Raw genomic sequence first — 14,959 nt, 5'->3', positions numbered from 1 at the left:
GTTAAACAATAACAAAATCCTTTTTATCTACTAACTAGAATGCTAAAATTACTTTAACTTATTTTTCTTTTTGTTTTTTTGTCACTTTTTAGTGTGCGGTGAATTACTAATTTTAAGCCTTTGGGCTGTTTGTGTTTAATGGACTTTTGTTCATTTATACAAGCTTGCCCAAGGGCTTTTTTGTGTTCATTTACTTGAAAAATAAGCAAATAAGTGTTTGGAAAAGGGTGTTGAAAATGGCACCGTTAGTGATCATGCTTGAAAAAGCTGAAACACGAATGGACCGTATTAATCGAGTGGAATTTGGAAATGAGGATTGTAGTCGCTATTTTCGCATAGAGATACGAAACCCTGATGGAAAAAGAAGTATTTACAGGCTTAAATCTGATTCCAAAAAAATAGCGTGCCGTAAAGCGGGGGATGTAATTCATACCATGAATGAATCAGATTAAATAGTATTGCTAAAATTGTCAATGTGACAGCTCTTTTTATTTATTGATTGTGAAGGAATGCACTTAAACTAAAGGGGGCTTTAGTTAAATAAGGTTTCGGTATTCCTAATAAAGAAACTCGCCAATTACTATGGCGAGTTTTGCTTTTATATATACCAATAACGATGCCAAAACGACTGTCATTTCGGTAAGTATTTTTAGAAAAGCACCTCAAAACGGAACCCTTTAATAATCCACATACAGCTTTTTTGAGCAAACAAAAAAGCCCAATCCATCATGAATTGAGCTCCAAATATTATCCGTTTAATACTTTTCCTCCATTAACATGGATCATTTGACCACTGATATAGGAAGAATCGTCGGATGCTAAGAAAACGTAGGAAGGAGCTAGTTCTTCAGGTTGTCCAGCGCGACCCATTGGGGTGTCTTGACCAAATTTCGCCACTTTATTCTCATCAAAGGTAGAAGGGATGAGTGGTGTCCAAATAGGACCGGGAGCAACACCGTTTACACGGATACCATCCTTGGAAATGGAGTTGGACAAGGCTCTAGTGAATGAAACAATCGCACCTTTTGTAGAGGAATAATCAATGAGTTCCGGATGTCCTTCATATGCTGTGACAGATGCAGTGTTAATGATTGAACTGCCTTTCTTTAAATGAGGGAGAGCAGCTTTTGCTAAGTAAAAGTATGCGAAAAAGTTCGTCTTGAAAGTTTTTTGCATTTGTTCTGCTGAAATATCAAGAATGCTTTTTTGAGGATGTTGTTCTGCTGCATTATTGACAAGGATATCGAGTTTACCAAACTCTCCAACGGTTTTTTCGATAACTTCATTACAAAATGCCTCTTCACCAAGATCTCCTGCTAATAATAAGCATTTCTTACCTTCAGCTTCCACAAGCTCTTTCGTTTTATTTGCATCATCATGCTCGTCCAAATATACGATACTAACGTCTGCCCCTTCTTTAGCGTAATATATCGCAACTGCACGTCCAATCCCACTGTCTCCCCCTGTAATGATTGCTACCTTATCCTTTAGCTTATTACTACCTTGATAGTTAGATTTCACGGATTCGGGTTCAGGAGTCATTTCCGTCTGGATTCCAGGCTGATGATTTTGATGCTGGGGTGGAAAAGCTGGTTTCTTTGGATTTTGTTGATTTTGGTTTGTCATAATTCATTCCTCCAATCGTTACTCTCTGTGTACTTATTCCAATAAATCCTTGTTAGAAAACGTGAGAAATTTTGGAAATGGGACTGATTCGTAAATCCTGCTTTATTACTTTTACCCACAGAGAGGCGATTATGTAATAAAAACGGAAGCATTCTAGTCGCTTGGCTTTGGCAGACAAAAACGTGAAGTCTTACGCAGATGACGGCATTAGAAAATCGAATGCCTCGGAGCAAGACAAGTAATGTCTAAAAAAGTTAAACAAAAAATCGAATTCAAAAACATATAAGATGTTTTCGAATTCGATTCTAAATGTCTTATCTAAAATTCATAAACTGCACGTCGATTGGAAGACCTGCTTCACGAATGGAAGCCATGATTTTTTGCAAATCATCTTTACTCTTCCCAGTTACACGGATTTGGTCGTCTTGGATTTGCGATTTCACTTTTAATCCGCTGTTTTTAATGATGTTATTAATGGTTTTAGCGTTTTCTTTATCAATGCCTTGAATTAGCTTTGCACGTTGACGAACTGTACCGCCTGATGCACCTTCAATTTTTCCATAATCTAAATTCTTCGTTCCTACACCACGTTTAAGTAGCTTGGAAATCATGACATCCTTCAGTTGATCAAGCTTGTACTCATCATCAGAAACAAGGACAAGCTCGTCTTTTTCTACTTTAATATCGCTCTTGCTACCTTTAAAATCAAAACGGTTTTGAATTTCCTTCAAAGCGATGTTGACCCCATTAGTCACTTCAGAAACATCCACCTTGCAGACGATATCGAATGAACTCTCTTTTGACATATGTATGTACCTCCTAATTAACTTCAAAATCTATGTGATAGAGCTAATTGTATATGTACCATTATATTGAAAAATAGCTTTAGTGACAAATAAAGCCTTCTGTCAGTGAAGACAGAAGGCTGTTATATTCCATACTATAAATGATCTGTTTTTTTAGAATAAGCATCTCTACCTGCTTTACGGTTCTTTTCACGGACCATATTTTTCTCATGTTGCAGGGCTTGATTGTCTTTAGCTTTTTTATCGTTATCTGAAGTTTTAGGCATAATGAACACCCCTTTCCTGTAAAGTTAGTATTCGTTTTATAGGAAAGGAGTATGTATTGGATTATGTGTTTTGCTGTACATTGTAATCCATGTTTTTTATTCAGGAAGCTTGTTTAAGAAAAAGAGTGCAATTGTTCCAGGTCCAGCATGTGCACCAACGGCTGAACCAATCATTTCAATTACAAATTGAGTAGAACCAAACTCTTGGGAAATTGCTGCCTTCCATTCAAGAGCTGTTTCCAAATCATCTGCATGGCTTATTCCAATCGTTTGTTGTTGCAATTTCTCTCCACGCTCATGCATTAAATCAAGAACTTTCTTTAAAAGTTTCTTTTTTCCTCGAATCTTTTCAAGGGGAACAAGTTTACCTTCTTCAACATGAAGCAAAGGCTTAATATTTAAAAGTCCACCTACAAACGCCGATGCTTTTGAAATACGGCCACCACGTGCCAAATATTCTAGTTCATCAACAGTGAAAAGGTGTTCCATATGAGTACTATTGAATTCAACGGCCTTTATGATTTCTTCTTTTGTCGCTCCCTTAGATGCCAGGTTAGCGGCCACTTTTACAACTAATCCATAACCTAAGGATGCGCATTTAGAGTCGATGATTTCTAGATCTAGGTCAGGATGAATTTCTTTTACTTCATTACGAATCATGACAGCTGTATTGTATGTACCCGAAAGTTCAGAAGAAAAAGCTACATAAATCCCTTGTTTTTTTTCTTCAGCAAATTGGGTAAATAATTTATGGAAGTACTCTGGAGAAGCTTGGGAAGTCTTTGCTGCTGAACCATTACGCATCGCATCATAGACACTTTTAGATTGAATCGTTAAGCCATCTTCGTAATCCTTTCCATCTAAATGAACGAGTAATGGAATAAAATGCAATTGATTTTCTTGAAAATATGAATAAGGCAAGTCGCTGGCGCTATCCGCCAAAATATGTACGCTCATTTAATTCACCTGCTTTTAAAATATATAATTTACACAATAGTGTAGCATTGAAAAATTAGATAGGAAAGAGGAGTGTTAATTCTTGTAAATAGGGAAAATTAAGAGATAATCGTTGATATCTTCCTTACTTTCCTATATCTTCTATAAGTAAATTATAAACGAATAAAGGAGGAAGTGCATTGTATTGGTCTGAAATAAAAAAAATCATCATTGTCATCATTGGGGCTCTGCTTAATGCCATAGCGATGAATTTCTTCTTAATTCCTGCAAAAGTGTATGCGAGCGGATTTGCTGGGGTTGCACAGCTATTATCCAGTTTATTTTCTACATTCGCTTCAATTGAAATTTCCACAGGGGTGTTGTTGTTAATTCTTAACGTTCCTATAACCGTACTGGCGTGGAAAAAGGTTGGGAGATCTTTTACTTTATATAGTTTCCTAAGCGTATTACTTATGTCATTTTTCATGGAAGTAATCCCAGTAGTCAAAGTATCACCAGACATTTTGCTCAATGCAGTTTTTGGTGGTGTTATCTCTGCTGTTGGTGTAGGGTTCACGCTCAAATACGGAGCGTCCACAGGTGGAATGGATATCATAGCTATGATTTTGTCGCGTATGAAAGACAAGCCTGTAGGTACCTATCTTTTTAGTCTAAATGCTATTATTATTTTGACGGCCGGATACATATATGGGTGGGAAAAAGCACTATATACGTTAGTAACACTTTATGCTGCTTCTAGGGTTGTAGATGCCATTCATACACGTCATAATAAATTGACTGCTTTAATCATTACGAAAAAATCAGAAGAGTTAAAATCTGCTATTCATGGGAAGCTAGTCCGCGGTATCACTACAATTCCTGCTAAAGGTGCTTTTACAAATGAAAGCAAGGAAATGATGATGATTGTCATTACTCGTTATGAGCTATATGATTTAGAAAAAATTATTAAATCAGTCGATCCGACTGCCTTTACCAATATCGTTCATACTGAAGGTGTATTTGGATTCTTTCGCAGGGATTAAAAAATGGCACGTAGAGAAATTCTCTTTACGTGCCATTTTTGTTCTTTAACATTTCGGACTTATTTGCAAGAGTCCAACTGTTCCTGCATTTGGCTTAGCTGAGCCTGTTCGGCAACAGTGGAATTAGCATAAGCAGATGAAAGGGCATTTTGAGCTTTTTCGATTGCTTGCTGCTGATTACCCTCAGTAGCGTTTACAGCTTGATTGACACAATTTCTAGCTTCCTGGAATAAGTGGTTACCCATTTAGAAACCTCCAAGAGATAAATCTTCGCCATGGCTTTTCATCTTTTTGGCTTCCGCCTCAGCCAAGGTCATATGATAAGGGATTTTTTCATCATGCTTTGAAACAACATCCTTGCCTTGTTGAACGAAACGCTTAGATTTATTGCTTCTACCCATTGTTATCCCCCACATTCTAGTCGATTTAATGCAGCAAATTGTCAATCATACGACAGTCCGACACAATCACTGTGTCTTTTACTATTGTGTTCAAATTGCTCTTTTTCATGAAGGAAATAACTTCTATTAGGCCAGCTTGATATTGAATTTCTCTTCTAGGAACAAAGCAATTCCATCCTCTTCATTAGATAAGGTCGTATCATTAGCAACATTTTTCAAAGCAGAAATAGCATTGCCCATAGCTACACCACAGCCAGCATAGTCTAACATTTCAAGGTCATTATCCTCATCCCCAAACGCAATGATCTTGCTTTGTGGAATATCGAAATACTGTGCGACTTTTTTAATTCCAACAGCTTTATTGAGCCCGGATTTTACGATTTCGATGACATGGAAAGGATCAGCCCATCTTCTATGGTCAATCACTTCCGCATGGACATCTGAAAGGTGCTTACGTATGGATGCAACATGCTCTGGCTCAGTATGAATTAACATCGAAGTTGGATTAGTCTCTAGGAAATGTCTTAAATCACCTGTCGTTACTTTCGGATTCCCTAATTTGAATATATCAATTAGCTTTTCGTCATGATAATGGAAATACACATCATCTCGTACTTCAGCGATAATATTGTGATACTTAAATTGATCACAAGCTTCAACAATATCTTTAGCTACTTTAATATCTAGGGGAGTATGGAAAGAACCCCAATTTGTATAAGTAGGATGATGGACAAATGCCCCGTTAAAATTGACAATGGGGGTGTTCAAGCCTAATTCCTTATAGTACATTTCACTGGATCGATAAGGACGTCCGGTTGCAATCATGACTTGATGCCCTTGGTCTTTTAATGTGAAAAGGGTCTTTTTTGTCCTATCAGAAATTGTTTTATCATCTTTTAATAACGTGCCATCTAAATCTAATACGATTAAATGTTGATCAGTCATAAATTTCTCCTTTTTCGTTAAGTGGTATATATACTGGAGGTTTGTATAATAAGTTCTTCTAATAAAATATATCCAATTCCAACATGTATATTGTATAAAGGTTATGTAAAATACATTTTAAGTGAAAGTTAAATCTTTTTCCATTTATACATGTTTCGCGTATAGTAATTGTAAAAGAAAAACTTGTAACATGTTATGGGGGAAAGATGCATGGTTATAGTAAATAGAGAAGTAATAAAAGATATTCCCGTTCTGCACGTTGTCAAACAAGATTCAATGCAAGAGACATTGCCATTCATCTTATTTGTACATGGATTTACAAGTGTTAAGGAAAGAAACTTAACCATTGCCTACCTACTAGCTGAAAAAGGATTTCGAGTGGTCATGCCTGAAGCACTCTTACATGGAGAGAGGTCAGAAGGGTACGATGAATTCAAACTTGGCTTGAATTTCTGGAAAATTGTAAAAAACACTATTCATGAACTTGAAGTTTTGAAAAATGAATATGTACGGATGGGACTTGCTGATGAAACTCGTATTGGCATATCTGGGACATCCATGGGTGGAATCATTACGATGGGTTCTCTTAGAAGATACGACTGGATTAAATCTGCGGTTTGCTTAATGGGATCCCCTGCATATGTAGAATTTGCGGAATTCCAAGTAGAAAATGTACGTAAAGTAGTAAAAGAGATGCCGATGACCGAAGAGGAAATTCAGCAAGAATATGAAGGGCTGAAGGAATATGATCCATCGTTAAGCGTGGAGGAATGGCGTCCAATCCCATTACTCTTCTGGCATGGAGATCGTGATTCAGTCGTCCCTTATCATAGTGCCTATAATTTCTATGAAAAATTGAAGCCCCTATATGATGAGAGTGGAGGAGAAATTTCCTTCTTACTTGAAGAGAAAGGGGTACACATCGTCTCACACTATGCAATGCTCGAAGCCACTAAATGGTTTGAAAAGCATCTTTAGAAAGGGTGAATTTCATTTGGAAAAAGAATTAAAAGAAAATATATTAGGTGTGTTGGAACAAGTTATTGATCCTGAACTCGGAGTCGATATCGTAAACCTCGGATTAGTATATGACGTGGATATGGATGATGAAGGGCGTACAATCATCACCATGACCCTTACATCAATGGGATGCCCGCTGGCTGGAGTCATAGTCGAGCAAGTAAAAAACTTTCTTGAAGACCTTCCTGAAGTCAAGGATCCTCAAGTCAACATCGTCTGGAATCCACCATGGACAAAAGATAGAATGTCTCGCTATGCGAAAATTGCCCTTGGGATTCAATAATTAGTAAAGCAGAATTTTAAATGGAGAGCTTCTTCATTGAGATTCTGCTTTTTTATTGGAGACAAGAGAGAGGACTATTCAGTTTGGGTTGAGGGGATTAATCGTTCAGTTTGCTACTGATATCCATCACTCAGTATGCGTTATCGATCACATTCGAGGTAAATATCCTTCACTTTTGAAAATTTATCCTTCACTTTTGGAGATTTTAGCGGATTTATCCACTTTTAAAGAGGGATTTCGTGCACTTTGGGCTTGATATCCATAACAAACTTAGCATTATCCTCCACATTTCAATTTTATCGCTCACTTTTAGAAATTGAGCGGTGTTTTCTTTGGGATTTGGAATGGGTTTATCGTTCAGTTTGCTACTGATATCCATCACTCAGTATGCGTTATCGATCACATTCGAGGTAAATATCCTTCACTTTTGAAAATTTATCCTTCACTTTTGGAGATTTTAGCGGATTTATCCACTTTTAAAGAGGGATTTCGTGCACATTTGGTTCGATATCCATCACAAGCTTCGCGTAATCCACTACATTTATCAGTTAATAAGCAGACTTTAACGAGTTACATTAGTCCAGTAAGCATTATTCCTTTTTATTTAACCTATTCCATGAGAAAATAGTATAACTATTTAAAAAAAGGTGTGAGAGTATGCAGGATAAGGTTCGTGACCAACTGAATAGGCCTTTAAGGGATTTGCGGATTTCGGTCATTGATCAATGCAATTTTAGATGTCAATATTGCATGCCTGCTGAAATTTTTGATGACTCTTTCCCATTTCTCAAAAAAGATGAATTATTAACCTTTGAAGAAATTGTTCGTATCACCACTCTTTTTGCGAAGCTTGGAGTTGAAAAAATTCGCATCACAGGTGGGGAACCATTACTCCGTAAAGATTTACATATCCTCATACAAGCAATAACAAGGGTTGAGGGAATCCAAGATATCGCTTTGACAACCAATGGAGTCTACCTACCTAAATATGCGGCAGAGCTAAAAAAAGCTGGGTTACAAAGGGTTAACATTAGTCTAGATAGCTTGGATGATGAAAAGTTTGCAATGATTAATGGAAGAGGAGTGTCTACCAAACCAGTCTTAAAAGGGATACATGCTGCCAAAGAAGCTGGGCTGGGTGTAAAGATCAACATGGTTGTAAAAAAAGGAATGAATGATGATCAAATCATTCCGATGGCTATATTTTGTAAGAATAATGGGGTACAGTTAAGATTTATTGAATTTATGGATGTAGGTTCCACAAATGGATGGGCGAATGATCAAGTGATAACTATGCAGGACATAATGGGGATGCTGACCGAACATTTCCGATTGGAAACACAAAATCCAGATTATTTTGGAGAGGTAGCAAAGCGCTTCAGATATAAAGACTCGGATATAGATGTAGGATTTATCACTTCGGTTTCTCAATCCTTCTGTTCAAGCTGTACTCGGGCAAGAATTTCTGCAAATGGCCAATTATTTACATGTCTTTTTAACGGGAAAGGGCATGATTTGAGACATACACTTCGGGATGGATCTATGGACGAAGAGATTCTTAGACAAATCGAAAGGATTTGGAGGAATAGAGAGAATCGCTATTCTGATGAACGATTCACTGACAGAAAACAGAATGTGGAAAAAGTGGAGATGTCGTATATAGGTGGTTAGGTTCACTTCAAAAAAAAATGCAATGCCAACGCAGAGAGCATGCCGCACTAGAAAATTATCTAGGCCTTATATGTGACTCACTGATTAAGAATAGTTATGATCCATGTTGGAATTTGTCATGAAAACAATCTATGTATTAAGTAAAAGATAACAGGCACCTTCCTAATAAGGTGGGTGCCTGTGCTTTATGAAATAGGTTTCTTTGTAGGTCGCAAGAGTGAATCAAGAGAACCGTCCTCTGCGCACCTGTTATTTTGTTGCTTTATCCAGCTTAATTACTACAGTAGTCAGTGGATCTAGTGTCAATGTGTCTTTTGTTAATTTGAAGCCTGATTTCTTTGATACTGGTGTTTTTCCTGATTCGTCGTTGTCTACTAGAACTTTTCCTTTGGAGAAGTCAAGGTCACCTAATGTCAACGTACGAGCTTTTGTATCTGCGTTTATGAATACGTAGTATGTTCCTGTCTTATCAGTCGATACATTTTCATAAGCGATGACTAAGTCAGTATCTTTTATTTCAGGGAAGTCAAGCAAAGTTACGTTTTGATCAACTAAGTCTTTGTTACCTAAACGGAATGCATTTGTTGATTTTCTTAACTCAATCAGACCTTTAGTATAGGCGCGAGTCGTTGTGTGGACTGAGTACTCTTTTTTATTCGTTGCTTTTTGCCAGTCGAACATGTTGATGGCATCTGAAGAATCATAAGAGTCGTGAATGAAATATCCAAACGGATTTCCTTGCTCGTCTTTTAACTCATGATACTTTTGCTCTGGAATGCCTTCACCTTTCCATTGCTTCGTTCTGCCATATTCCTGGCCAGCATGTAAGAAAGCAGTACCCTGAGACGTTAAAATCATGGAGTTTCCAAGGCGAATGCGTTTGTGAATCTCCAATTCGTTTTCAGGAACAGATGGATCCTTTTTAATTGATTGAGCAATTACATCGTGAAGCGGCAGGTTGTCATGCGCTTCAATGTACTGTACCATATCGCCTGGATCGTCGTCAGCTGTATTGGACGGCTGACCTTTAATATTGCTGAAAATAGTATTGATATCTCTAGCTCCGCCTGTAATGAATCGAGGCTCACCTTCGGAACCGAAGCCCGATTTCAATTCATTACGAATTTCATCTGAGAAGACGCCTACATTGTTTGTTTTATCCATCCAATCCTGGTCTGCACCCATGCCTTTAAGCTCTGGCTCAGCGATGTGGCCTGCAAAGGTTCTCCAGCCTTCACCGATGAAAAGTGCATAAGGATTTACAGAAGCTGCAGCGTTATATGCGTTTTGGATAGAAGGGGAGGTTGCGTCACCCATCATATCGAATCTCATGCCATCAATCTTATATTCTTCGAACCAGTATTTCACTGAATCGACCATTAGCTTTTCAGCCATTTTATGACTAGTTGCCAGGTTGTTTCCGAAACCGCCAAGGAAGTTTCCTTTTGAATCCTGGAAAGCATAATAATTTGGAACAATGTCATTCAATTGGCTTGCTTTTGCCATATGAGTGTAAACCACGTCAAAGACGACACCCATTCCAGCATCATGGATTGCATCGATTAACTGCTTAAGCTCTTTCACACGTAATTCAGGGTCTCTTGCATCCTGTGAATACGCACCGTCTGGTGAGAAATAGCTGTGTGGGTCATAGCCCCAGTTGTATTCATTTCCGCCAGCTGAATAATCTAGCTCTCTTTGGCCCATGTTCGTTTCGTTGCCGTAATACCAAGCCATTACAGGCAGTAATTGAACGTGTGTGACACCAAGAGATTTAATGTACTCAAGCTTGTCGATAAAAGCTTTATATGAACCCCATCTTGCGTTCAGGTCGCCTTCGATTGAAGGGTCGGACGTGAAGTCACGTACGTGAACCTCGTAGATGACAGCGTCCTCACGCTTTTCATAACCTTTAATTTTTGCATGGTCAAAATCTATAGGGTCTGTACCGCTTAGGTCTACAATTGCTGCTTTACCAACCGTGTCACCGTCAGGACCAGCTTCACCCTTAGTATTCACTGTGAATGCAGCCATTGATTTTGCATATGGATCTAATACTTGTCGAGTTACACCGTCGTTAGTTACTTCATATTGATAAAAATAACCTTCAAGATCGTTTATGTTCAGATCGCCAGGAGCTATGTCTGCTGACCAGATTCCTTTTTGACCTTTCTTAAGTTCTATGCTGCCGATTTGTTCAGCTGCATTATTTTTATCAAAGAAGTTAGCGACTACCTTGCTAGCTTTAGGAGCCCATAATTTAAGCGTTGCTGCTCCATTCTTGTAGGTAGCACCCAGGTCATTTCCGTCATACGAATACATTTCATCAAGCATTCTCCAGCCAGTAGAAGCAAAAACAGTTCTGCCTGCGTACGTAACGGATAATGGAAGCTTTTCTAGGTCGAATGTTGCTTTTACTTTTGCAGAAGTAGCGCTCGTGATTTCAGCACTTTCAACTGGAATTGCAGCACCTGTTGCGTCTTTGATTTCAAGAGCAGCTTTTAGAGAGTCAGGTGTTAAGCCGTCTGTCATTGTGAACCCTAATAGAACGCTATCAGTAGAGATGACCTCGGCAGATGTAATTCCTGTCGCTTGCTCCAAATCAGGAGAAATGTAAACATTATCATCTCCCTGTTTGATCCAAATGCGATTGTATTTGTCCAGTAGGTTGAATGATTTATCTCCGCCGTCTTTCTCTCCATTTGAAGTGTTAAGTGTAATTAAACCAATGTTCTTCGCGCCTTCTTTAAGTTTAATATCCACATAGGCACCGTAACGGTCTGTATTTTCGAATTTCTTCGCGCCAGTTGGCCAGTTTTCGGAAGGTGCTTCAACATCGCCCCAGTTCCAAACACCAAAGTTTTCGTAGTCTGCGTTGTCACGTACATAGTGGACGCGGACAGTGTTAGCTGGTAGATCAACAGGTTCGTAAGTATAGACCTTGTCAGAACCTTGTTTAATCCAAATTTCGTTCATTTCTGGTGAATTGATGCTAAAGCCTTTGTCACCGCCGTCTTTGCCTGCATCACCTTTTGAAACATCCATTACTAGGAATCCAATGTTCTTTGCGCCTTCTTTAAGTGGTACGTCAATATATACACCATAGTTATCTGTTTTTTCGAACATGGTAGCTCCTGTCGGCCAGTTGGCAGAAGGGGAGGCTACATCGTTCCATAGCCATGCACCATAGTTTTCATAGTTGTTGTCTGTACGGTTGTAGTGGATACGGATATGGTTCGCAGGGACTGGCTCAACTGTGCCGTCACCTTCGCCAGCAGCTTTAGCTCCTGTGATCGTCCCGCCTTCAACCGTTAGTAAAACAGTACCGCCATCAGCTTTAGAAGGAATTGTTAATGTGATTTCTCCAGCTTCTGTTGCAGTGTAAGTTTTATCTGCATAATGGTCTTTTACAATTGCAGCTGCAGAATCAACTGATAAAGTCACTTGTTTTGCTGTGTCAGCAACGTTCAAGCCGACATAAGCAGCCTCATGTCCGTATTTTCTTGCAAAAAGTAAGAATTTATCAGCGTCAGTGCCGCCAACAGTTGTTCGTTCACCTTTAGCGAACAATTCTGAATGAGCGCTTCTGAAGTTTAGGATCTTTGTATAGTGCTCAAGAACATCGTTGTTTTCAACTTTATCCCATGCAAGATCATAACGGTTATCGTATTGTGGATAGTTATTTGCTCCGCTTTGTCCAAGTTCTTCACCGTAGTAAATTACCGGCTGACCTTTAGCTGTTGCTTGAAGGGAGGCGGCAACCTTTAGCTTACCTTGGTCATTTCCTTCTTTAAATAAGAATCCATCTTCGTCATGGCTTCCTAAGAATTGGCCTAAAGTAGCAGTATTGTCGATATTTCCGTTGCGAGCAATAAGGGCATCGTTTGCTGCCTTCAGTTGGCCATTTACAAAATCATGAGCAATGTCTTTGAAGCCAAAGTCAAGCAGGGAGTCCATCATACCTGATTCAAGGTATCCGTAGTCATTGTTGACATTCGATCCCCAAGCTTCGCCAATCATTTTGTGTGTCGGCATTTTTTTTGTAAGTGCATTTTTGAATGACATCCATGTTGCATCTTCAACGTGCTTCACAGTATCCACACGGAAGTAGTCGATTGTGTTACCTTTTGCAGTTGTAGCTTTTTCAATCCAGTCTGTTTGCCAGTCGATAATTGTCTGGCGGACTGCTGGATCTTCTGTTTTTAAGTCAGGAAGACCAGCTAATTCACCAACCACCTCATCAGTGCCTACATTTGATCCTTGGCGTAGAAGCGTGCCGTACTTGCTTCGTTCTGCATCAGTTGGGTAACCGGCTGGAGGGGTGGTAACCGTACCGTCGAGATCTTTTAATCCATATCCAGTGTGGTTAAGGACCACGTCAACCATGATTTTGATGCCTTTTTCATGAGCAGTGTCGATCAGATTGTGGAATTCTTCGATTGTACCGAAGTGAGGGTTCAACTCTCCAAAGTTGCTAGCCCAATATCCGTGATAAGCATAATATGAATGCCCTTCAGTATTATTGTATCGGACATCATGCTTGATGTTTTCCACAATAGGAGAGATCCAAATTGTGTTTACGCCTAGCTTATCAAGGTAATCGAGTTTTTGAGTAATTCCTTTAAAATCGCCACCCTGATACGTACCGCGGTCGTTCTTAGCGTCGTAGTTCAGGTTGTAAGGGTCGTTGTTTGATGAATCGCCATCAAAGAAACGGTCTGTCAGCATGAAATAAATGATGGATTCATCCCAATCAAAATCATTTTCACCGACTGATTGTCGTGTTTTAACATCAATTGATGCTGTCCCGTAATAGTAGTTTCCGTAAGAATCTACTACTGTCAAAGGAATCTCTTTTGTTCCAGCAGTTACGTTGTCATCTACACCGATTGTGATTTCTTTTAATGAAGGATCGATTTCAAGTTCGTCAGATCCGCCAAGTGCAGATGTGTCTGCAGTGATTTTGCTGACTTTCAGGCTTTCATTCAAGCCTTGGATGTCAACTTTTAAGACAGCGTTTTCATTATAGTCAACCGCTGCTGGTGTAACAGAGCCTTTCACAGTCAGATCCGCTTTTTGGTAATCAATTGCTGATACTCCATCAACGGTGTTATAAGGGTCCGAAACTTCTTTCGTAGTGCCATCTTTCATGGTCACAACGTACGTGTATGGAGTTTTACCATTTGGAATGTTTTCGTAAGAGACTACGAATCTCTCATTCTTATGTTCATACGTCATTGGTGTTGTTTTGCCATCAAACTTCAAATCTACTTTTTGAATCGTCTCCATTTGATCGTTTGAGAAAAGCTGTTTATCACGATAGAAGAAAGTTGCATTTCCTTTATCAATCACAGGAGCCGATCCATCTGGAACGATGCGGATTTGTTCGACACCGCTAGTTATGTAAGCCTTGGTGAGTGTGTCGTTCGTATTGACCGGAATGAAACGATCTCCGAACTCTTTTTGTGCAGTATTCCAGTCATAGGTACTACGAAGTACGAAGCCCATTTGCTTCGTATTAGAACCTACAGGGATATCTACCATTGCCTTGCTCCCTTCCCTGGTATTGAAATCAACCTGGCCATCGCTCAGTTCTGTATTCCAGGTCCAAATATTCCATTCGCCGAAGTTCTGGTCTTCACGAATGTAGGTAAAACGCACCTTGCGATCAGACGATGTGACAGTTGATTCTTCAGTTGTGGAAGAACCTACAGCCGATACTTGTTGAGCAGGCACAAAAGGTAACCACAAACTCAAAAGCATGATCGCTGTCATGAAAATAGAGAATCCATTCTTAGTCTTTCTTCTCATCGACATTTTTCCCCCTTATTAATTTGGTGTTAATAGAGTAATAATAGAAACCTTTCTTAATATATAAAGAAAAAATCTATAAGACCCTATTTATGAAAACGTTTGCACAATCGTTTAAAAAAATAGATTGAATAATGCAAACGCTTGCAAA

General features: G+C 39.0%; 13 protein-coding genes. 5 read left to right on the top strand and 8 right to left on the bottom strand.

The genetic code is table 11. The features are described 5' to 3' along the window. Positions 1-236: 236 nt before the first annotated feature. Positions 237-452, top strand: a complete 216-nt coding sequence (locus tag G3O09_RS11375) for a hypothetical protein (protein WP_163101611.1) — start codon at positions 237-239, stop codon at positions 450-452. A gap of 295 nt (positions 453-747) precedes the next feature. Here G3O09_RS11375 and G3O09_RS11370 read toward each other — a convergent pair whose 3' ends face one another. The 4 genes from G3O09_RS11370 to G3O09_RS11355 form a co-directional block, all read right to left on the bottom strand. Beyond that, positions 748-1,626 carry an SDR family oxidoreductase gene (locus G3O09_RS11370; RefSeq protein ID WP_163101610.1) on the bottom strand — a complete coding sequence of 293 codons (879 nt, stop codon included), beginning with the start codon at positions 1,624-1,626 and terminating at the stop codon, positions 748-750. A gap of 314 nt (positions 1,627-1,940) precedes the next feature. Continuing rightward, positions 1,941-2,432, bottom strand: a complete 492-nt coding sequence (locus tag G3O09_RS11365) for a YajQ family cyclic di-GMP-binding protein (RefSeq protein WP_163101609.1) — start codon at positions 2,430-2,432, stop codon at positions 1,941-1,943. 134 nt (positions 2,433-2,566) lie between these two features. Further along, a complete protein-coding gene (locus G3O09_RS11360) occupies positions 2,567-2,698 on the bottom strand; it encodes a DUF3941 domain-containing protein (RefSeq protein ID WP_108670077.1) in 132 nt (43 codons plus the stop codon). A gap of 96 nt (positions 2,699-2,794) precedes the next feature. Next, complete coding sequence (locus G3O09_RS11355; protein ID WP_163101608.1) at positions 2,795-3,655, bottom strand: DegV family protein; 861 nt, start codon at positions 3,653-3,655, stop codon at positions 2,795-2,797. Between the two features lie 179 nt (positions 3,656-3,834). Here G3O09_RS11355 and G3O09_RS11350 point away from each other — a divergent pair, with 179 nt between their 5' ends. Continuing rightward, entirely contained in the window at positions 3,835-4,677 is an 843-nt protein-coding gene (locus G3O09_RS11350) for a YitT family protein (RefSeq protein WP_163101607.1), read from the top strand. A 59-nt stretch (positions 4,678-4,736) separates the two neighbouring features. Here the strand turns inward: G3O09_RS11350 and G3O09_RS11345 are convergent, their stop codons facing one another. The 3 genes from G3O09_RS11345 to G3O09_RS11340 form a co-directional block, all read right to left on the bottom strand. Then, positions 4,737-4,922, bottom strand: coding sequence for a DUF3813 domain-containing protein (locus G3O09_RS11345; RefSeq protein ID WP_163101606.1), 186 nt, complete (start codon positions 4,920-4,922; stop codon positions 4,737-4,739). Next, entirely contained in the window at positions 4,923-5,078 is a 156-nt protein-coding gene (locus G3O09_RS22185) for a hypothetical protein (RefSeq protein ID WP_205439646.1), read from the bottom strand. Between the two features lie 126 nt (positions 5,079-5,204). Then, complete coding sequence (locus G3O09_RS11340; RefSeq protein ID WP_163101605.1) at positions 5,205-6,023, bottom strand: Cof-type HAD-IIB family hydrolase; 819 nt, start codon at positions 6,021-6,023, stop codon at positions 5,205-5,207. A 210-nt stretch (positions 6,024-6,233) separates the two neighbouring features. Here G3O09_RS11340 and G3O09_RS11335 point away from each other — a divergent pair, with 210 nt between their 5' ends. The 3 genes from G3O09_RS11335 (at position 6,234) to moaA (ending at position 8,997) form a co-directional block, all read left to right on the top strand. Further along, on the top strand, positions 6,234-7,001 hold the full coding sequence (locus tag G3O09_RS11335; protein ID WP_163101604.1) for a prolyl oligopeptidase family serine peptidase: 768 nt from the start codon (positions 6,234-6,236) through the stop codon (positions 6,999-7,001). 16 nt (positions 7,002-7,017) lie between these two features. After that, positions 7,018-7,326 (top strand): metal-sulfur cluster assembly factor, encoded by a 309-nt coding sequence (locus tag G3O09_RS11330; RefSeq protein ID WP_163101603.1) that lies wholly within the window; start codon positions 7,018-7,020, stop codon positions 7,324-7,326. A gap of 657 nt (positions 7,327-7,983) precedes the next feature. Further along, a complete protein-coding gene (moaA, locus tag G3O09_RS11325; RefSeq protein ID WP_163101602.1) occupies positions 7,984-8,997 on the top strand; it encodes a GTP 3',8-cyclase MoaA in 1,014 nt (337 codons plus the stop codon). Between the two features lie 249 nt (positions 8,998-9,246). Here the strand turns inward: moaA and G3O09_RS11320 are convergent, their stop codons facing one another. Continuing rightward, positions 9,247-14,808: a pullulanase gene (locus tag G3O09_RS11320; protein WP_420850338.1), complete on the bottom strand. Its 5,562-nt coding sequence runs from the start codon at positions 14,806-14,808 to the stop codon at positions 9,247-9,249. Between the last annotated feature and the right edge of the window lie 151 nt (positions 14,809-14,959).

The sequence above is a fragment of the Peribacillus alkalitolerans genome, assembly GCF_010882125.1.
Taxonomy (GTDB): domain Bacteria; phylum Bacillota; class Bacilli; order Bacillales; family DSM-1321; genus Bacillus_BN; species Bacillus_BN alkalitolerans.
The sequence above is the reverse complement of the archived record's forward strand: the minus strand, read 5'-3'. Positions and strand labels throughout refer to the sequence as shown.

Bases quoted from the DNA above. Each gene is read 5' to 3' on its own strand.
- G3O09_RS11345 (WP_163101606.1), bottom strand. From the start codon at position 4,922: ATGGGTAACCACTTATTCCAGGAAGCTAGAAATTGTGTCAATCAAGCT.
- G3O09_RS22185 (WP_205439646.1), bottom strand. From the start codon at position 5,078: ATGGGTAGAAGCAATAAATCTAAGCGTTTCGTTCAACAAGGCAAGGAT.
- G3O09_RS11340 (WP_163101605.1), bottom strand. From the start codon at position 6,023: ATGACTGATCAACATTTAATCGTATTAGATTTAGATGGCACGTTATTA.
- G3O09_RS11370 (WP_163101610.1), bottom strand. From the start codon at position 1,626: ATGACAAACCAAAATCAACAAAATCCAAAGAAACCAGCTTTTCCACCC.
- moaA (WP_163101602.1), top strand. From the start codon at position 7,984: ATGCAGGATAAGGTTCGTGACCAACTGAATAGGCCTTTAAGGGATTTG.
- G3O09_RS11320 (WP_420850338.1), bottom strand. From the start codon at position 14,808: ATGAGAAGAAAGACTAAGAATGGATTCTCTATTTTCATGACAGCGATC.
- G3O09_RS11360 (WP_108670077.1), bottom strand. From the start codon at position 2,698: ATGCCTAAAACTTCAGATAACGATAAAAAAGCTAAAGACAATCAAGCC.
- G3O09_RS11365 (WP_163101609.1), bottom strand. From the start codon at position 2,432: ATGTCAAAAGAGAGTTCATTCGATATCGTCTGCAAGGTGGATGTTTCT.
- G3O09_RS11335 (WP_163101604.1), top strand. From the start codon at position 6,234: ATGGTTATAGTAAATAGAGAAGTAATAAAAGATATTCCCGTTCTGCAC.
- G3O09_RS11355 (WP_163101608.1), bottom strand. From the start codon at position 3,655: ATGAGCGTACATATTTTGGCGGATAGCGCCAGCGACTTGCCTTATTCA.
- G3O09_RS11375 (WP_163101611.1), top strand. From the start codon at position 237: ATGGCACCGTTAGTGATCATGCTTGAAAAAGCTGAAACACGAATGGAC.